Source organism: Methylobacterium durans (assembly GCF_003173715.1).
In the GTDB taxonomy this organism is placed as follows: Bacteria; Pseudomonadota; Alphaproteobacteria; order Rhizobiales; family Beijerinckiaceae; genus Methylobacterium; species Methylobacterium durans.
Map to the genome: position 1 here is coordinate 5,658,707 of NZ_CP029550.1, position 17,420 is coordinate 5,676,126.

General features: G+C 70.7%; 22 protein-coding genes. 14 read left to right on the top strand and 8 right to left on the bottom strand.

Features of this window, described 5'->3' with window-relative positions:
* The first annotated feature begins 128 nt into the window (after positions 1-128).
* Positions 129-365 carry a DUF6894 family protein gene (locus DK389_RS26335; RefSeq protein ID WP_109894139.1) on the top strand — a complete coding sequence of 79 codons (237 nt, stop codon included), beginning with the start codon at positions 129-131 and terminating at the stop codon, positions 363-365.
* A gap of 27 nt (positions 366-392) precedes the next feature.
* On the opposite strand, the gene DK389_RS33510 is transcribed toward DK389_RS26335, so the two are convergent.
* Positions 393-569: a hypothetical protein gene (locus DK389_RS33510; RefSeq protein WP_194075116.1), complete on the bottom strand. Its 177-nt coding sequence runs from the start codon at positions 567-569 to the stop codon at positions 393-395.
* 54 nt (positions 570-623) lie between these two features.
* On the bottom strand, positions 624-1,124 hold the full coding sequence (locus tag DK389_RS26340) for a DNA-binding protein (protein ID WP_109894141.1): 501 nt from the start codon (positions 1,122-1,124) through the stop codon (positions 624-626).
* Between the two features lie 297 nt (positions 1,125-1,421).
* On the opposite strand from DK389_RS26340, the gene DK389_RS32965 reads away from it, so the two are divergent.
* The 6 genes from DK389_RS32965 to DK389_RS26360 all read left to right on the top strand — a co-directional run bounded on the left by DK389_RS32965 (position 1,422) and on the right by DK389_RS26360 (position 4,999).
* Complete coding sequence (locus tag DK389_RS32965; RefSeq protein WP_162560875.1) at positions 1,422-1,565, top strand: hypothetical protein; 144 nt, start codon at positions 1,422-1,424, stop codon at positions 1,563-1,565.
* Positions 1,566-1,745: 180 nt separating this feature from the next.
* A complete protein-coding gene (locus DK389_RS26345) occupies positions 1,746-2,792 on the top strand; it encodes a hypothetical protein (RefSeq protein ID WP_109894143.1) in 1,047 nt (348 codons plus the stop codon).
* A gap of 98 nt (positions 2,793-2,890) precedes the next feature.
* Entirely contained in the window at positions 2,891-3,391 is a 501-nt protein-coding gene (locus DK389_RS26350; RefSeq protein WP_250645679.1) for a DUF1345 domain-containing protein, read from the top strand.
* On the top strand, positions 3,376-3,543 hold the full coding sequence (locus DK389_RS34865) for a DUF1345 domain-containing protein (protein ID WP_250645691.1): 168 nt from the start codon (positions 3,376-3,378) through the stop codon (positions 3,541-3,543). The genes DK389_RS26350 and DK389_RS34865 overlap by 16 nt, the downstream gene beginning before the upstream one ends.
* 316 nt (positions 3,544-3,859) lie before the next feature.
* On the top strand, positions 3,860-4,147 hold the full coding sequence (locus tag DK389_RS26355) for a DUF6894 family protein (RefSeq protein ID WP_162560876.1): 288 nt from the start codon (positions 3,860-3,862) through the stop codon (positions 4,145-4,147).
* A gap of 90 nt (positions 4,148-4,237) precedes the next feature.
* A complete protein-coding gene (locus DK389_RS26360; protein ID WP_162560877.1) occupies positions 4,238-4,999 on the top strand; it encodes a trypsin-like serine peptidase in 762 nt (253 codons plus the stop codon).
* 7 nt (positions 5,000-5,006) lie between these two features.
* On the opposite strand, the gene DK389_RS26365 is transcribed toward DK389_RS26360, so the two are convergent.
* Complete coding sequence (locus DK389_RS26365; RefSeq protein ID WP_109894149.1) at positions 5,007-5,477, bottom strand: hypothetical protein; 471 nt, start codon at positions 5,475-5,477, stop codon at positions 5,007-5,009.
* Between the two features lie 325 nt (positions 5,478-5,802).
* Between DK389_RS26365 and DK389_RS26370 the strand changes: the two genes are divergently transcribed.
* Positions 5,803-6,453, top strand: coding sequence for a cell wall hydrolase (locus DK389_RS26370; RefSeq protein WP_109894151.1), 651 nt, complete (start codon positions 5,803-5,805; stop codon positions 6,451-6,453).
* A gap of 160 nt (positions 6,454-6,613) precedes the next feature.
* On the opposite strand, the gene DK389_RS26375 is transcribed toward DK389_RS26370, so the two are convergent.
* Together DK389_RS26375 and DK389_RS26380 are read right to left on the bottom strand one after the other, a co-directional pair.
* Positions 6,614-6,838, bottom strand: coding sequence for a hypothetical protein (locus DK389_RS26375; protein WP_162560878.1), 225 nt, complete (start codon positions 6,836-6,838; stop codon positions 6,614-6,616).
* Positions 6,839-6,979: 141 nt separating this feature from the next.
* Complete coding sequence (locus DK389_RS26380; RefSeq protein ID WP_109894155.1) at positions 6,980-7,480, bottom strand: PRC-barrel domain-containing protein; 501 nt, start codon at positions 7,478-7,480, stop codon at positions 6,980-6,982.
* Positions 7,481-7,666: 186 nt separating this feature from the next.
* On the opposite strand from DK389_RS26380, the gene DK389_RS26385 reads away from it, so the two are divergent.
* The 3 genes from DK389_RS26385 (at position 7,667) to DK389_RS26395 (ending at position 9,558) form a co-directional block, all read left to right on the top strand.
* The gene (locus DK389_RS26385; protein WP_109894157.1) at positions 7,667-7,957 is read left to right on the top strand and encodes a GlsB/YeaQ/YmgE family stress response membrane protein; all 291 of its coding nucleotides are present in this window, start codon (positions 7,667-7,669) and stop codon (positions 7,955-7,957) included.
* 135 nt (positions 7,958-8,092) lie between these two features.
* Complete coding sequence (gene lipA / locus DK389_RS26390; RefSeq protein ID WP_109894159.1) at positions 8,093-9,082, top strand: lipoyl synthase; 990 nt, start codon at positions 8,093-8,095, stop codon at positions 9,080-9,082.
* Between the two features lie 14 nt (positions 9,083-9,096).
* Positions 9,097-9,558, top strand: a complete 462-nt coding sequence (locus tag DK389_RS26395; protein ID WP_109894161.1) for a type II toxin-antitoxin system RatA family toxin — start codon at positions 9,097-9,099, stop codon at positions 9,556-9,558.
* Here the strand turns inward: DK389_RS26395 and DK389_RS26400 are convergent.
* Positions 9,540-10,766, bottom strand: coding sequence for an FAD-dependent oxidoreductase (locus tag DK389_RS26400; protein ID WP_109894163.1), 1,227 nt, complete (start codon positions 10,764-10,766; stop codon positions 9,540-9,542). The two genes, DK389_RS26395 and DK389_RS26400, sit on opposite strands and share 19 nt — an antisense overlap.
* 178 nt (positions 10,767-10,944) lie before the next feature.
* Between DK389_RS26400 and DK389_RS26405 the strand changes: the two genes are divergently transcribed.
* Positions 10,945-13,173, top strand: a complete 2,229-nt coding sequence (locus DK389_RS26405; protein ID WP_236960368.1) for an ATP-binding protein — start codon at positions 10,945-10,947, stop codon at positions 13,171-13,173.
* A gap of 11 nt (positions 13,174-13,184) precedes the next feature.
* Here DK389_RS26405 and DK389_RS26410 read toward each other — a convergent pair whose 3' ends face one another.
* Both DK389_RS26410 and DK389_RS26415 read right to left on the bottom strand, forming a co-directional pair.
* Complete coding sequence (locus DK389_RS26410; RefSeq protein ID WP_109894165.1) at positions 13,185-13,688, bottom strand: CinA family protein; 504 nt, start codon at positions 13,686-13,688, stop codon at positions 13,185-13,187.
* Positions 13,689-13,692: 4 nt separating this feature from the next.
* Complete coding sequence (locus tag DK389_RS26415; RefSeq protein WP_109894167.1) at positions 13,693-14,988, bottom strand: bifunctional 2-C-methyl-D-erythritol 4-phosphate cytidylyltransferase/2-C-methyl-D-erythritol 2,4-cyclodiphosphate synthase; 1,296 nt, start codon at positions 14,986-14,988, stop codon at positions 13,693-13,695.
* Between the two features lie 224 nt (positions 14,989-15,212).
* On the opposite strand from DK389_RS26415, the gene dusB reads away from it, so the two are divergent.
* On the top strand, positions 15,213-16,265 hold the full coding sequence (gene dusB / locus DK389_RS26420) for a tRNA dihydrouridine synthase DusB (protein ID WP_109894169.1): 1,053 nt from the start codon (positions 15,213-15,215) through the stop codon (positions 16,263-16,265).
* Entirely contained in the window at positions 16,262-17,416 is a 1,155-nt protein-coding gene (locus DK389_RS26425; protein ID WP_109894171.1) for a two-component system sensor histidine kinase NtrB, read from the top strand. Before dusB ends, DK389_RS26425 begins: the two co-directional genes overlap by 4 nt.
* The last annotated feature ends 4 nt before the right edge of the window (positions 17,417-17,420 follow it).

Consider the following 17,420-nt stretch of genomic DNA (forward strand, 5'->3'; position numbering starts at 1 on the left):
CCTGCGGTCCGGTGAGGCCAAATGCCCGGCCGATATCGGCCCGCGGCTCCCGGGCGAGACACGGAACAGAAACGTTTTCCGTCTACGGCATCCGGGCTGCCTTCGCGGCCTCCCGACCGGATGACTTCATGCCGCACTATTTCATCGACCTTCACGACGGCGCGCATCACATTCAGGACAAAGAAGGATTTGAGGCTGCCAATCCTGACGTCGCGCGGGAGCGCGTGGTCGGCATCATGTCTGCCGTGGCCCAAGGTTTCCAGGCCGACGCCGACCATCAGCATTGCGTGGCGGCCGTCCGGGACGAGAGCGGGACCGTTCTGTTCCGCGCCCGCCTGTCCCTCAATTTCGACGCGGCCGAGTAGGACCCATCGCGAAAGGGGCCCTCCTTGTCAGCCCTCGCCGCGCTCGGGCCGGTCCACGTTCTGCTCCGGCTCGCCGCTGGTGAAGCCGTCGAGCCAATCGGCACTTTCCTGAGAACCGGCCTCGTACGGGTTCGCGGTGTCGGGCTCGCCGGCGCGCCGGGCCGCGTCGCCCTCGTTCCACTGCTGCGAGGGGGTCGATGCCATGGATACTCCTCCTGATCGAGAACACGCGCCGCAGCGACTCTGCCAAACGCTGCCTTACCAGCAGGCGCGGGGTAGGCGCCGCTTCCAGCGCTCGCCGCGGGCGAGGTCGGGCAGCAGCCTGGGGCTGGCCTTGCGCCGCGGCGCGGCAACGGGGTCGTCACCGGGCGCGGAATGCACGGCCGGCTTCGCGACGACGATGGGCTGCGGCACGGGGTCGGGCTTCTCGGGAAGCGCCACCGCATCGGCCGGACGCAGCTTCACGCGGCGGACCCGCGGTAGTGGCGGCTCCTTGGCGGGGGGCAATTCCGGCTCGGGCGCCTGAGGCTCGGGGACGAGCAGGCTCGGCAGGACGCGCCGCGCCTCGCCCTGCGGGGGCGGAGCCACGTGCTCGGGCACGCGCTCGGCCTTCAGCCAGAGGCTTGACGCGTCGACGGAGCGCGCGTCGGCTTGCCGGGGCGGGTCGGGAACGCGGGAGGGAATGGTGAGGCCGTGGCCCTGCCGGCCGCTCGATTTGACTTCGACGGTAAAGGGCCGCCGCACGCGACTGCGCGACATGATGTGCTTGAGACTCGGCTATGTTGAAGGCAAAGCGATCGAAACGATCACTCTGGAGATAAGGCAATTCAGGATTTTGTCGAGAGGAAATGACGAATTGGTTTCCGACCCAGCCAAAGATCAGCTTGCGTGCGCGTGGATCGGCTGCACCCGCGCCTGAAAGCCTGTGCTCGAAGGCGTACTTCCGCACGTTCGGCCGCGATATTGCCGTTCTCGCACGCTTCAACGGCCGCCGAGCGAGCGAGCGCGAGGTCTTCAGCGTATGAGCGTGCGGGTGGCCGTCGGGCCGGTGCGGCCGTGAACCCGATTGCCTTCACCCTGGCCTGGGCCGGCGTCCTCGGCTTCATCGGCATGGTCGGGTACGCGTCCGAGGGTGGGGCGGCCTGGGTGTTCGCCGCCATCGTCCTCGCCGTCATCGCCTTCATGATCCGCTGGCGATAGGCCGGAGGCCCGACGTGGGCCCAGCCGCACGCGCGCGGGCGCCGATCCATCCCGAATACTTCAGCCAGAGCGTGAATTTCTGTACGCCTGTGTCCGCGCGGATGCAGTCACCACACAGGCCGGCATGCGAATCCGGTCGAGGACGGTCGCTCGACGTCCGTTGGTTGCCTGATCGTTCCGATGAGTCCGTCCCGCCTCGCCAGCCTCCGTGTCTTCCTCGCCGGGCTCTGTCGCTCCGGAGCGCTTCTAGCCGCTCCCACGCTTATCCGGGCCGAGCAGGGCGCCTCCGAACCCGGAGGCGAGACGAGTGACAGGGGCCCGAACGATGCGGGCAAGGATAAGGACGGCAAGGCCAAGGACAGCAACGGCAAGGACGGAGACGACGATCGGAAGGGGTCGGACGCTCAGGACGAGGTCGACACCGAGAACCTGTTCGGCTTCACGGAAGGATCCGAGACCGGCAAGCGCGGCGAGCAGGAGATCCTCCTCGACAGCATCGGGCGGTTCAGCAAGCGCCGCGCCGATACTGGTCCTTCCCGCTACCGGGTCTCGAACACGAAGCTGAGCTATCAGTTCGATCCGACCGACAATTTCAGCATCGACCTCGGCATCTTCGCCGATGCCCGCAGCGTCCGGAACATCGCCGATCTGCCCGACAAGTCCTACGGCACGTTCGACGGCGCCTCCGCGGAGTTCAAATACCGGTTCCTGAAGGCCTCGAACGACAACCCCCTCGGGCTCGCGGTGGAGTTGCGGCCGCGCTACGCCCGCATCCTGCCGGTGGAGGGGCAGGGGGCCGACATCTTCGACATGGAGAGCCTGCTGCAGCTCGACGTCCAACTCGTGCCGGACAAGGTCTGGTACGGCAGCAACCTCAGCTTCGAGCCGAGCGTCGGGCGCCTGCGCAGCACCCGCGAGGTCGACCGCTCCTCGACCTTCCTGTGGTCGCACGCGGTCGTGGCGCGCGTGACCCAGGATACCTTCGTCGGCCCGGAACTCCGCTACCTGCGCGCCTATGACGGGGCCTTCCTCAACCGCTTCGAGGGACACGCCGTCTTCCTCGGCCCGGCGCTCGACCACCGCTTCGGCGAGAAGGCGTTCCTGACCCTGGCCCACTCGACCCAGATCGCCGGGCACGACCGGGATCCGAGCTACACGCGGCGCGCATTCGACCTCACCCATTTCGAGCGCCACGCCGTTCGGGTGAAGCTCGGGCTCGAATTCTGAGGCCGGCACTGCGTTCGCCGAAGCAGACGCCGGCCCGGCGCGGGACGACCCATTCAGTGCAACGAGACGAGGGAGAAGATGACGGGAGACGAGCGGGCATGACGAACCCTCTGCGCGCGTTCTGGCTGCGTCCGCGACTCCTCGGCTCCCTCGTCCTCGTCGGGGCGCTCGCCGTGGCGCTACCCGTCGAGAAGCTGCCGACGCGCCTCCTCATCGGCTGGTGCCTCGGGGTCGGCGTCTATATCGGCCTCGTCTGCTGGCAGGCCGCCCGCCGGCCGGGGAGGCTGCGCGACGAGGCCTCGCGCCTCGACGACAGCGCGATGACGATCTCGGTCTTCGCCCTGCTCGCGGCGGCAGCGAGCATCGGCGCGGTCACCATGCTGGTCCTCGGCGAGGGCGGGAACGATCCGATGCGGGGCCCCCACCTCGTCCTCGCGGCAGCGACCCTCGTCTGCGCCTGGGCCTTCGTGCAGGTCGTCTTCGCGATCCATTACGCCCATCTCTACTACGGCGAGGCCGGCGCGGGCGGGGCCCGGGCGGCCTCGACTTCAACGGGGACGCCGAGCCCGACTTCTGGGACTTCCTGTACTTCTCGGTGACGATCGGGGCGACGTCGCAGACCTCCGACACCGACATCACCGCGAAGGTGATGCGGCGCATCGCCACCCTGCAGACGATCTACGCCTTCTTCTTCAACACGAGCATCCTGGCGCTCGGGATCAACCTCGCCGCGGGGTTCGCGCAGCACTGAGTCCGATGCCTCGCCGTCCCCGTGGGCAATTCGCGTTCCCGGGAAAGCAGATCGGCCCGTTCCTTGGTGCAAGGCACCAAGTGCAGCGCAGCGTGGTACTGACGAATACACTCGCCCTGCGAATACCGATCAGCGGTTGCATCGACACAGCGCGTCGCTTTTACGTGGCGGACTTGCTCAAGTACGTTTATGCACTTAAACTATGTTAATGCCTTGGTGAGGCCAAGTTTCTAGCTCGATGCGGTCGCCCGGCGGTGAGCCGCATCGCGCGGGTGACTGGAACTTTCCGATCTCGCCGACCCGCCGGATGCGCCTCATGGCCCGCTACTTCTTCGACGTTCACGACAGCCAGGTCACCACCCTCGACGAGTACGGCGCGGAATGCGCCGACCGGGCCGCGGTCGCGGACGAGGCGTTGCGCGTGCTGTGCGAGATCGCGGGTGACTGGCCGCAGCGACATCTCCATCACGGCCTGCGCGTGACGGTGCGCGACGGCAGCGGTCACATCGTGCACGCCGCCTCCATCCAGCTCTCGGCTCAGTGGCTCGACGAGGACCGGCCGGCCACCACGCCGAGCACGCGCACGTCCGGCATCGCCGCCTGACCGCCCGACCCCGCGCTTGACGCTCCGCGACGCCCGGCTATCTGGCTTTCTCTGCCGGGACGCTCCGGCGGGGAGCCGAGAGGGGTGTGCGTGCAGGGGTTGACGCGGGTCTGTCTGGTCGCCGCGGCGAGCCTTTTCGCCGGCACGGCGGGGTGGGCCGAGGAGATGACCGTCGATCCGGCTCATTGGCCCTTCACCGCCATCGGCAAGCTCAACGTCGTCACGGGGCCGGGCAGCCGGCAGTTCTGCACGGCGACGCTGATCGGGCCGCGCCTCGTCCTCACCGCGGCGCACTGTCTCTGGGACCGGCCGCGCCAGCGCTGGGTCGAGCCCGAAGCGATCCACTTCGTGGCCGGCTACGACCAGGGCCATTACGTCGCCCACGCGCTCGCGAGCAGCGTGCGCAAGCCGCCGGAATACGTCTACGCCTACGGCACGAGCCGGCCGAACATGCCGAACGACTGGGCTCTGATTGAGCTCGCGAGCCCGATTCCCCTCCGGCCCCTGGCCCTCGAACACCTCGCCGCCCCCGGCGAGGCGCGGCGGACCCGGATCGACATCCAGCGGGCGGGCTACCGCCGCACCACCTCGCAATTGATGAGCGCGCAGAACAAGTGCGCCGCCCGCCTGACGGACGGGCCGTCCCCGCTCCTCGTCCACGATTGCCGCGCGATTCCGGGCGAGTCCGGCTCCGCGCTGCTCCAGGTCGAGGACGGGCAGCCGACGGTGATCGGCGTCCTCGTGGCGGGCCCCCGCGCCGGCGGGCCGGCCGGCCCCTCCTTCGCGGTTCCGACGAGCGCCTTCCTCGGTGCGGCGCGGGAGATCCTGGGCCGCCAGATCGCGACGCCCTGAGAGCGGTTCAGCCGCTGGCGAGCGGCGCGGCCGGCTTCGGCCGGGTGCAGATCAGGACGAGGGAGAGCACGAAATCCACGTCCCGGGTCGTGACGGTGCGCAGCATCGCGCCGGTGCGGCGGTTGAGCCGCAGCGTCTCGTCGGGGCGCGCGCACTCGACGACGCCCGGACGGGCCCGATCCCGGTGGCAGGCGAAGCGGGCGACCGCGTTGTTCGAATCGTTGATCAGGACGAGGCTCGCCCCCTTCGCGTCGAGGTTGATCGAGACACCCTTGCCCTCGACCGCGTCGACCGCCTCGGGACTGCCGTCCTTCAGGACGGTGGTCGCTCCCTTGGTGACGCAGGCGAACATCTCGGCCCCGGCCGGACCGGGCGCGAGGAGGGCCGCGAGCAGGACCATCCCGGACCACCGGCGGAGAGCCCGAGCGGCGCCGAACCCGGCATCGCGACGTGATCCGTCGGCGTTCGTGTGGCGCAAGCGAGGCTCCCGATTCGCGGCGTCGGCCCGTGGGGCGGGCGAGGATCCGCGATAGACACGATCCCGCGCGGGCCCACAAGAACAGGACGGCAACACCGGACCGTCGCCGCGTCGCGCGCCGATGCGGCCCGGATCACGAAAGAGTAGCGGTCGCAGCGGGTTAGAATCGCCTTCGCGATCCGTTCACGAAGCCGCGCGCGAGGTTTCGCGGGGCTACCCGCAAGTCCTGTTCGAGCCCGTCCAGGCTATAACCGATTTGCCATCAAGCTTGGCTTGAGGCATCACTGTCGGCAACGATTCGAAAACAGGGGTCGAGAGGGGCTGCATGCAGGGTATCCGGGGCACGAGATCGGCTGTCTATATTGGACTTATCCTTGCGCTGCCCGGGCTCGGTGCCTGCCAGCTCACTCCGAATACTGATCTGACAACGGGATCGATCGGCCGTGCCAAGCCCGTCGCGGCGACCTCGGCCGAGCGCGAGTGCCTCGCCCGCGCCATGTACTTCGAATCGAATCGCAGCGATGAAGAGGGTTTGCTCGCGGTCGGCACCGTGGTGATGAACCGCGTGGACGCGACCGCCTACCCGGACCGTATCTGCGACGTCGTCGGTCAGCCCCGGCAATTCGCTACCGGCGTCCTGACGAAGCCGATGCGGGTGCAGGACCGGCCGCGCATCGAGCAGGTGGCCGACGCCGTGCTCGCGGGCGAGCGCCACCCGCAGGTGGGCCGCGCCATGTTCTTCCACACGGCCGGGCGCCGCTACCCCTACGGCAACATGCACTACGTGGCGCTGGCCGGGGGCAACGCCTTCTACGAGAAGCGCGGGCGCGGCGCGCCCGAGCCGGCGCCCGCGATGGTCGCCGCGACGGGCTTGGCCCGGCCGGAGCCGGAGATCGCGGCCGCGCAGACGATCCTCAACGAACCGGCCCGCAACATCTGCCGGGTGGCGGCGCTCGGCGCGGCCAGCCACGGCTGACGCCCCTCTTCCCGAGGCCGCGAAGCGCGCGTTTCGCGACCGATCGACGGGGTCACGGCCGCGATCCGGGATCGCATCCCGCCGAGGCTCCGCATTGCGGGGGTCGGCGCGCAGGCGCCCGCAGATCTCCAGCTGCGCCCGGATCCCGACGCGGGACCGCTCAGCCCGCGCCCTCGGGCCCCGCCTCCGGCCTGCGCCGGGCAGCCTGCGCCATCCGGATCAGTTCGCGCGCCGTGAGGCCGCGTCCCGGCGCGGGCGGCGGCTCCCGCCACTCCGCGGCCGGCGCCCGTGCGCAGCCGCTCGTGCCGAGGCGCGGATCCTGCTCCCGCATCGCCTGCCGCCACCGTACCGCCCTGCGCAACGCCGAGACCATCATCGCTCCCACCAGCAAATCACTGTGGACAAGCGTAGCCGCAGGCGGGCGGTTAGGAAATTCTTGACGGGTGCGGGCCGCGCCCTACGGATCCGCATCCATGCACGCGGCGGGAGGCCCCCGTGCGTGCGGCGCGCGGGGGCCGGCCGCGGCTCAGGACTTCTTCCTGTACTCGAAGGCCGGGGCGTTCTTGAGCTCGTCCTTCGAGGTGTTGACGAGCGCGCGCAGGCGATCGTCCTTCTTCGACAGCGTGACGCTCGCCGGGCTGACCGCGACGTAGCGCTCGCCGATGCCGAGGAAGCCGCCGACGCCGATGATGACCGCATGGATCGTCTTGCCGTCGAGGATCACGAAATCCTCGATCTCGCCGACCGTCTCGTTGCTGTTGTTGTAGACGCTGAGGCCGACGAGCTTCGAGGTGAGGGTGTCGGCCGGCTGCGTCGTGATGAACTGCACCTTCGCGGTGGCGCTGTCGGCCATCTTCATGCCCCCGTCCGCGACGGCCGCGGCAGAGGAGGAGTTCGGCGTCGGCGAAGCGGTGGCCGAGGGGGCCGCACCCGGCTTGCCGGCGTCGGGCTTGGCCGTCTCCTGGGCCAGGGCGAGGCTCGGGAGGCCGGCGACGAGCGCGGCGGCGAGGAGGGTTCTGATGGTCACGGGATTCGGTCCCTTCGAAGAGGGGGCACCATTTTCGGCACCCGAATGCCGCTTGTAACGGCAGCCCTCCGAACAGGGTTCCGGTTTCCTGCACAGGCATTGGGCAGGCGGTCGGACGGCCGCGGGCTGGACTCCCGGTGCGGCTTCGGACCATGCTCCGCGACCGTGAGAGAGGGGATCGGCTCGATGGACGGACAGGTCTACGGCGCGCTCGGGCAGCCCGGCGTCGGCTTCCTGATGGCGATCGTCATCGGGGCGATCGCCGGCTGGCTCGCGGAGAAATTCACCTCCTCCGACATGGGCCTGTTCTCGAACATCATCATGGGCATTCTGGGCGGGCTGCTCGGCAACTTCCTCGCCGCCAAGCTCGACATCGCGGTGTTCGGCTTCTGGCGCAACCTCCTCTCGGCGACGATCGGCGCGATCATCATCATCACGATCTACCGGGCGATCCGCGGACGCAGCATGCGTTACTGACAGGCCCGGCTGTCGCGACGCGCCGCCGCGCCGGTTTGCGGGCGCGGGCTGGAGGCCCTAAGTCAGGGGACCCGATCCCAGGATCATCCGACGTCCCGCCGTCAGGCGCGGGCCTTAGTCCTCGCGCGGTGTGGCATGGCCGTCGTCCTCGACCTCCTCAAGAACGATCCCCGTCCGGCCGTCCCCGTCCGCCTGCGCCACCCGGAGAAGGCGCACCGGCCGGACCAGCCTGTTCAGGCGAAGAAGCCCGACTGGATCCGCGTGAAGGCGCCGGGCTCGCCCGCCTATGCCGAGACCCGCGCCATCGTGCGCGAGCACGGCCTCGTGACGGTCTGCGAGGAGGCGGGCTGCCCGAATATCGGCGAGTGCTGGGAGAAGCGGCACGCCACCTTCATGATCATGGGCGACACCTGCACGCGGGCCTGCGCCTTCTGCAACGTGCGCACCGGCCTGCCCGGCGCCCTCGACGCGGACGAGCCCGAGAAGATCGCCGATTCGGTGGCCAAGCTCGGCCTTCACCACGTCGTGATCACGAGTGTCGACCGGGATGACCTCGCCGACGGGGGCGCGGAGCACTTCGCCCGCACCATCGCGGCGATACGGCGCCGCAGCCCCGCCACCACGGTCGAGATCCTCACCCCCGATTTCCTGCGAAAGGACGGGGCGCTGGAGGTCGTGGTCGCGGCAAAGCCCGACGTCTTCAACCACAATCTCGAGACGGTGCCCGGCAATTATCTGACCGTGCGGCCCGGCGCCCGCTACTTCCACTCGGTGCGCCTGCTGCAGCGGGTAAAGGAGCTCGATCCGACCATCTTCACCAAGTCCGGCATCATGGTCGGTCTCGGCGAGGAGCGGAACGCGGTCGTGCAACTCATGGACGATCTGCGCTCGGCCGACGTCGACTTCCTCACCATCGGCCAGTACCTGCAGCCGACGAAGAAGCATCACGAGGTGGTGCGCTTCATTCCCCCGGACGAGTTCAAGGCTTTCGAGACCACCGCCTACGCCAAGGGCTTCCTGCTGGTCTCGGCGACCCCGCTCACCCGCTCTTCCCACCATGCCGGCGAGGATTTCGCCCGGCTGAAGGCGGCCCGCCTCGCCCGGCTCGCCCCCGAACACGCCTGAGACGAAGCCTCCCGATGCCGTCCTTCCGGATCTCCCGCACGGTGCGCCACAGCCCCGAGCAGATGTACGACCTCGTCGCCGACGTGGAGCGCTACCCTGAATTCCTGCCGCTCTGCGAATCCTTGCGGGTGCTGCGGCGCCAGCCGGGGCCGGGCGAGGGCGTCGAGATCCTCGTCGCCGAGATGGCGGTCGGCTACAAGGCGATCCGCGAGCGCTTCACCACCCGCGTGACCCTCGACCGATCGGCGCTGAAGATCACCGCCGAATACATCGACGGGCCGTTCCGGCACCTGGAGAATCGCTGGGCGTTCAAGCCGGGACCGAACGGCGGCTGCAGCATCGACTTCTTCATCACCTACGAGTTCAAGAGCTTCGCCCTCGGCCTCCTGATGGGGAAGATGTTCGACAAGGCCTTTCGCAAGTTCACCGACGCCTTCGAGAGCCGGGCCGACCGGGTCTACGGCGCGGCGGCATGAGGAACCGCGACGTGCTCCGGCCGGAAGCCGAGCCCGACGAGGCGGGCCGGTAGGCGCTGCAGCCAGGGCACCCGGCCGAGCAGGCGCAGAGCCAGGGGCGGGGAGAGGGGCGCTCCGGAACCGTCGAGGACGCGGGCGATGACCCGGTCCTGCACGAGACGCTGCAGGCGCTGGGTCATCCGGGTCGGGGGCATGCGCCGGGCCTGAACCCTGGCGAGGTCGTCCTCGGTCAGGCGCCCTTCGAGGAGGGGCGCGCTCAGGAGGTTCGCCGCCGCCACCGCGTCCTGAACCGCGAGATTCACCCCGACGCCGCCGATCGGCGACATCGCGTGCGCCGCGTCGCCGAGGCAGAGGAGGCCCGGCCGGTGCCAGCGCTTCAGACGGTCGACGCGCACCGTGAGGAGCTTGACCGCGTCCCAATCCCCCAACTCGCCGACCCGGTCGCCGAGGAAGGGCGCGAGGTTCGCCACCGCGGCGCGGAACGCCTCGAGCCCCTGCGCCCGCAACGCGGCGTCGCCGCCCTTCGGCACCACGTAGGCGCATTGCCAGTAATCCCCCCGGTCGAGAGTGACGAGGATGCTGCCGCGCCCGAACCGGCCGCCGGTGGCGTCGGTGTCGCTCGGGCGCCGGCCGAGGCGGAACCAGAGCACGTCCATCGGCGCGCCGAACTCCTCCCGCTCGAACCCGCCCTGCTCGCGGATCCGGGAATGGCGCCCGTCCGCCGCGATGACGAGGTCGGCCGCGATCGTGACGTCTCCCTCCGGCGTCCGCGCCCGCAGGCCGGTGACGCGGCCGCCCGTCTCGATCAGGTCGGTCCCCTCCGTCTCCATGAGGAGGTGGAAGCCCGGATAGCGCCGCCCGACGCCGGCGAGGAAGTCGAGGAAATCCCATTGCGGCATCATCGCGATGAAGCGGTTCTTCGTCGGCAGGTGCCGGAAGTCGGCGATCCCGAACTTGTCGGCGCCGACATAGGCCGTCAGCGTCGCAACCTTGCGGTGGGGCAGGGCGAGGAAGGCCCTCCGCAGGCCGAGCTCCTCCATGACGTCGAGGGTCGAGGGGTGGATCGTGTCGCCGCGGAAATCGCGCAGGAAGTCGGCATGTTTCTCCAGCACGGTGACGTCGAGGCCCGCCCGGGCCATCAGCAGGCCCGCCATCATCCCCGCCGGCCCGCCGCCGACGATGCACACCTTCGTGGAGAGCCGGTCCATGGGTCGCCTCCCGGTCAATGCGCCCATCCTACACCCGGGCGGCCGGACCTGGGCAGCCCGCCCGGAGCGTCCCGCTTCCCCTGTCGGCAGCCGAACCGACGATCGTGCGTTCCTCTCGGAAGCTTTTCCGTTACAGGGTCGGGCTCGGGCGGCTCGGCAGCCTGACAGGGTGGCAGGTGTGAGCGAGACCGAGAGCCTACAGCGGCGCGCCGAGGATCTGGAAGCCGAGAACGCCCGCCTCCGGACGGACGAGCAGGCGCAGCGCGCGGCGCTCGCCGAGCGCGAGCAGCGCTACCGGACCCTGTTCGAGCAGATGGACGAGGGCTACTGCGTCATCGAGTTCCTCGACGGTCCGCACGGTCCGCTCAGCGACTACGTGCATGTCGAGGCGAACCGGGCCTACGCGCAGCATGCCGGCATCGAGAACGTCGTCGGGCAGAAGCTGCGCGACATGGTGGGGGAGGAGGCGGAGGGCTGGCTCGAACTCTACGGGGGCGTCCTCAGGACCGGTCAGTCGATCCGCTTCCAGCGCGAGCTGGTGGCGACCGGACGCCACCTCGAACTGTCCGCCTTCCGGATCGAGCCCCCGTCGCGCCGGCAGGTCGCCGTCCTCTTCCAGGACATCACCGAGCGCAAGCGCGCGATCGAGGCGCTCCAGAAGAACGAGGCGCGCCTGCGCTTCCTCGACGCGCTCGCCCGGGAGACCGCGCGCTGCGCGAGCGCCGACGATCTTCTCGAGGTGACGACGCGCATGGTCGGCGAGCACATGGGCGTGTCGAACTGCGCCTACGCCGACATGGACGCGGACCAGGACGGGTTCACGATCCGCGGGAACTGGGCGGCGCCCGGCTCGCCCAGCATCATCGGGCGCTACAGCCTCGCGGCCTTCGGCGGCCTCGCCGTCCGCAACCTGCGCGCCGGCGAGCCCTTGATCATCGACGACAACCTGCGAGAGTTGGCCCCCGAGGAGGCCGCGACGTTCCAGGCCATCGGCATCACCGCGACGATCTGCATGCCGCTGGTGAAGGAGGGCCGGCTGACCGCCCTGATGGCGATCCACCACAAGGCGGCCCATGCCTGGAATGCGGACGAACTCGCGCTGATCCGGGAGGTGACGGACCGGTCCTGGGCGCATATCGAGCGCGTCGGGGCGGCGGCCGAGCTGCGCGTCAGCGCGGAGGCGCTCGCCGCCCTCAACGAGACCCTGGAGCAGCGGGTCCGCGAGCGGACCGCCGAGTTGATGCGCGCCGAGGAGCAGCTGCGTCAGTCGCAGAAGATGGAGGCGGTCGGCCAGTTGACCGGCGGCCTCGCGCACGATTTCAACAACCTGCTGACTGGCATCACCGGCAGTCTCGAACTCCTCAGCAACCGGATCGCGCAGGGGCGCCTGCGGGACGTCGAGCGCTACGTCACGGCCGCGCAGGGGGCCGCGCGCCGCGCCGCCGCGCTGACCCACCGCCTGCTCGCCTTCTCGCGCCGCCAGACCCTCGACCCCAAGGCCACCGACGCCAACCGCCTCGTCGCCGAGATGGAGGAGCTGATCCGCCGCACGATCGGCCCTTCGATCGCGCTCGAAGTCGTGGCGGCCGGCGGCCTCTGGCCGACCCTCGTCGATCCGAACCAGCTGGAGAACGCCCTCCTCAACCTCTGCATCAACGCCCGCGACGCCATGCCGGAGGGCGGCCGTATCACCATCGAGACCGGCAACCGCTGGCTCGACTGGCGCAGCGCCAAGGAGCGGGACCTGCCGATCGGGCAGTACATCTCGATCTGCGTCTCCGACACCGGCACCGGTATGACGCCGGAGGTTGTCTCGAAGGCCTTCGACCCGTTCTTCACCACGAAGCCGATCGGCCAGGGCACCGGCCTCGGCCTGTCCATGATCTACGGCTTCGCCCGCCAATCGGGCGGCCAGGTGCGGATCTATTCCGAGGTCGGCCAGGGCTCGATGGTCTGCGTCTACCTGCCCCGGCACGTCGGGGCGGTGGCGCCGCCCGACGAACCGCACGACGCGGCCGGCACCCTGCGCTCGGCCGAGGGCGAGACCGTGCTGATCGTCGACGACGAGCCGAGCGTCCGGATGCTGGTCACCGAGGTGCTGGAGGAGCTCGGCTACGCCGCGATCGAGGCGGCGGACGGGCCGTCCGGGCTCAGGATCCTGCAATCGGACGTCCGGATCGACCTTCTCATCACGGATGTGGGGCTGCCGGGCGGCCTGAACGGCCGGCAGATGGCGGACGCGGCCCGGAACGTGCGCCCGGATCTCCGGGTCCTGTTCATCACGGGCTACGCGGAGAACGCCGTCATCGGCAACGGGCACCTCGACCACGGCATGCACGTGATGACGAAGCCCTTCGCCCTGGAAGCGCTTACCGCCCGGATCCGGGAACTGATCGCGGCCGCCTGAGCCGGATCCGGCTATCGAGGTTCGGCCAGTGCGCCTTCGAGCAATCCGAGGGCGTCGGCCACCGCGCGGGCGCGGATCTCGGCCCGGCCCAAGCTCCCGTAGCGGCGCTCCAGGTGGCGAACGTTCCCGCCCCGCCTCGCCAGCCCGAAATGAACGAGCCCGACAGGCTTCTCCGGGCCGCCGCCGCCGGGGCCGGCGATGCCGGTGATCGCGACCGCGACGTCGGCCCGCGAGGCCTCGAGCGCGCCCTCCGCCATGGCGCGTGCGACCGGCTCGCTCACCGCGCCGTGGCTGGCAACGAGATCGGCCGGCACGCCGATCGCCTCGCTCTTGGCGGCGTTCGAATAGGTGACGAAGCCCCGCTCCAGCACCGCGGAGGAGCCCGGCACCGCCGTGATCAGGCCGGCCACGAGGCCGCCCGTGCAGGATTCGGCGGTCGCGACCGTCAGGCCCGCCGCCGCGAACCCGGCGACGAGCGCCTCGGCGCGGGCGAGGAGGGCGGCGTCGGCGAGCATCGCCTCAGCCCTGGCGCATCGCCGTCTCGGCCTGGGCGTCGACGAGCGTCGCGCCCTCCTCCTCGGGCAGCCGCACCGTCGCCGCGGCCTGGGCCGCGAGACCCTCGGCCCGGCCGACGAAGCCGAGCTTCTCGGTCGTCGTCGCCTTGATCGAGACGGCCGAGAGCGGCACGCCCGCAATCTCGGCGATGCGCGCCCGGATCGCCTCCCGATGGCGGCCGATGCGGGGCGCCTCCGCCAGCACCGTGATGTCGAGATGATCGATCCGCCCGCCGCGCGCCCGCACCAGCGAGCAGGCATGGGCCAGGAACTGGTCGGAGGCGGCCCCGCGCCACTTCTCGTCGCTCGGCGGGAAATGGGTGCCGATGTCGCCGTCGGCGATGGCGCCGAGGAGCGCGTCGGTGAGCGCGTGCAGCGCCACGTCGCCGTCCGAATGGGCGAGCACGCCCCGGTCGGCCGGGATGCGCACGCCGCCGAGCCAGACGTGATCGCCTTCCGTGAAGGCGTGCACATCGAAGCCGGTGCCGAGGCGGGTGACGTATTGGGTCATGGCAGAGAATCCCGGAGCGGAGGCAGCCGACCCGAAGGCGCGGTCGGCCTCGATCAGGTCGGCGGGCTGGGTGATCTTGCGGTTGCGCGGATCGCCCTCGAAGGTGACGACCGACAGGCCCGCCCACTCGGCGAGCGCCCCGTCGTCGGTGAAGCCGTGGAGGCCGGCCTCCGCCGCAGCCCGATGCCCGTCGAGGAGGGGGCGGAAGGCGAAGGATTGCGGGGTCTGCACGGCGCGCAGGGCCTCGCGCGGGGGCGTCTCGCGCACGCGCCCGATCCCGGCGCCCGCATCGTCCACGATCTTGATCGTGTCGCTGACGGCGATGCCGGGCACCGCGGCGCGATGGTTGCGGCCCGCCGCGATCGCCCGGTCGATCAGACCGAAATCCACGTGCGGACGCGCCGCGTCGTGCACGAGGACGAGGTCGGGCGCGCCCGCGCGCTCCAGCGCCTCAAGCCCGGCGCGGACCGATTGCTGGCGGGTCTCGCCGCCGGGCACCGGCGCGGCGAGCTTGCCTCGCACGATCGGATCGAGCTCGCCGAGGCATTCCTCGTAGAAGGCGGCGGCGTCAGGCGCGATCACGGGCTGGATGCGTGCGATGCCCGCATGGCAGCCGAGCGCCGCGAGCGTGCGGGTAAGGACGGCTTGCCCCCCCACGCGGCGATACTGCTTGGGCATGCCGCCGCCGATGCGGATGCCGCGACCCGCCGCGACGACCACCGCGGCAACGCTGAACGCGGTGCTGGACATGGGACTTCTGATACCCTTCAGGCCCGCGCCCCGGCACTGCCGGTCCGGGCTGGTGCCATCATGACGCCGGGCCACGGTGCGACATTCGGTCAGGGTCGGCCGAATCGCTGCAGCGCGGCGCGCAGGCCCGGCCGGGCCGCTCGTCGTTTAAGCGGGGCACGACCCGAAATCAAATCGCCCGCCCGGCTTGCGTCCGGCCGGCTTTTGTCTATTCCTTGTGCAGAATGACGAATGATCATTATTTGAGCGTTGTGCGCTCGGGGGCTTCCGCGGACGCGGCCGGCACGCCGGCCCCGCCGGTCCTGCTGGCGCCGCTCTCCGGCGTCACGGACTTGCACATGCGCCGAATCGCGCGGCGTCTCGGCGCCAGCGCCGTCGTGTCCGAGATGGTGGCGGCGGCCGAGTTCGCCCGCGGCGCCAGCGAGGCGCGCCTGCGTGCGGAAGGGGCGGGGGTGAGCCCGCACGTCGTGCAGCTCGCGGGCTGCGCGCCGGAGGCGATGGCTGAGGCCGCGCGCCTCTGCGAGGCGGCCGGCGCAGACGTCATCGACGTCAACATGGGCTGCCCGGCCAAGACCGTCACGGGCGGGGAGGCGGGTTCCGCCCTGATGCGCGACCTCGACCACGCCGCCCGCATCCTCGCCGCCGTGCGGGACGCCGTGCGGGTGCCGGTCACGGTCAAGATGCGCCTCGGCTGGGACCATGCGAGCCTCAACGCCGCCGAACTCGCTCGCCGGGCCGAGAGCCTCGGCCTCGCGGCGGTCACCGTGCACGGCCGCACCCGCCAGCAATTCTACAAGAGCAGCGCCGATTGGGCGGCGATCCGCGCGGTCGTGGCGGCTGTGTCGCTTCCCGTCATCGCCAACGGCGACGTCACGGATCTTGCAGGCGCACGGGCCTGCCTCGCGGCCTCCGGCGCGGCGGGCGTGATGGTCGGGCGCGCGGCGGTCGGCCGGCCCTGGCTCGTCGGGCAGATCGCGAACGCCCTCGCCGGGCGGCCCGTGCGCGAGCCGAGCCCGGCCGAGAAGGCCGACATCGCCGCCGAGCACTACCTCGGGCTGATCGACCTCTACGGGGCCGCCATGGGTGTGCGCCACGCCCGCAAGCACCTTGCGGCCTATGTCGAGGCGGCGGACAACGGAGGGACGGGCGGGCCGGCCCTTGCGCCCGCCGACCGCACCCGGCTCCTCACCACCCACGATCCGGACGTCGCGCGCGCGCTCCTGCGCCGCGCCTTCCTGGAGCCGGCGTCGGCGGGACCGATCGGGGAGGCCGCATGAGCGAGGAGGGGGATTGGAGCCGGGACGCCGGCGGGCGGGGCCGCGGCTCGCCGACCTCGGAGGCCGTGATCAACGCCCTGCCGCTGCCGGTGCTCACCGTCGGCGCGGACGAGCGCATCCTCCACTGCAACCACGCTGCCGAGAACTTCTTCGACCATTCGGCGCGCCTGATGCAGCGGCGGCGCCTGCGCGACATCATCCCGTTCTCCTCGCCGATCATCGCCCTCGTGGCGGAGGTGCGCCGCAGGCGTGCCAGCGTCAGCGAGTACCGGGTCGAGCTGACCCAGCCCCGCTCCGGCCAAGAGCGCAGCGTCGACGTGTTCGCGACGCCGCTCGGCGACGAGGGCGACGCGGTGGTGCTGATGCTCCAGGAGCGCACCATCGCCGACAAGATGAACCGCCAGCTCACCCATCGGGGCGCCGCGCGCTCGATGATCGCCCTCGGCGCCATGCTCGCCCACGAGATCAAGAACCCGCTCGCCGGCATCCGAGGCGCCGCCCAGCTCCTCGAGCAATCCGGTGCCGAGGAGGACCGGGTGCTGACCCGGCTGATCTGCGACGAGTCGGACCGGATCGTGCGTATCGTCGAGCGGATGGAGCTGTTCGGCGACGAGCGCCCCGTCGAGCGCGGCTCCGTCAACGTGCACGGCGTGCTCGACCAGGTGAAGCGCTCGGCCCAGTCGGGCTTCGCCCGTCACATCCGCTTCGTCGAGAACTACGATCCGTCGCTGCCGCCGGTGCTCGGCAATCGCGACCAGCTCATCCAGGTGATCCTCAACCTCGTGAAGAACGCGGCCGAGGCGATCGGCGCCGACGCAGTCGACGGCGAGATCACCCTCTCGACCGCCTTCCGGACGGGCCTGCGCCTGCAGATCCCGGGCTCGCGCGAGCGGGTGAGCCTGCCGATCGAGGTGGCGGTGCGCGACAACGGGCCCGGCGTCACCGCCGAACTCCTGCCGGACCTGTTCGACCCCTTCGTCACCACCAAGGCGCAAGGGTCCGGCCTCGGTCTTGCATTGGTGGCCAAGATCGTCGGCGATCACGGGGGCATCGTCGAGTGCGATCCCGTGCCCCGCCGCACCACCTTCCGCCTTCTCCTCCCCATGTCGAGCGCCCGGGATGGGCGCGAATCGGTCGTGGAGGCCGAGTAAGAGT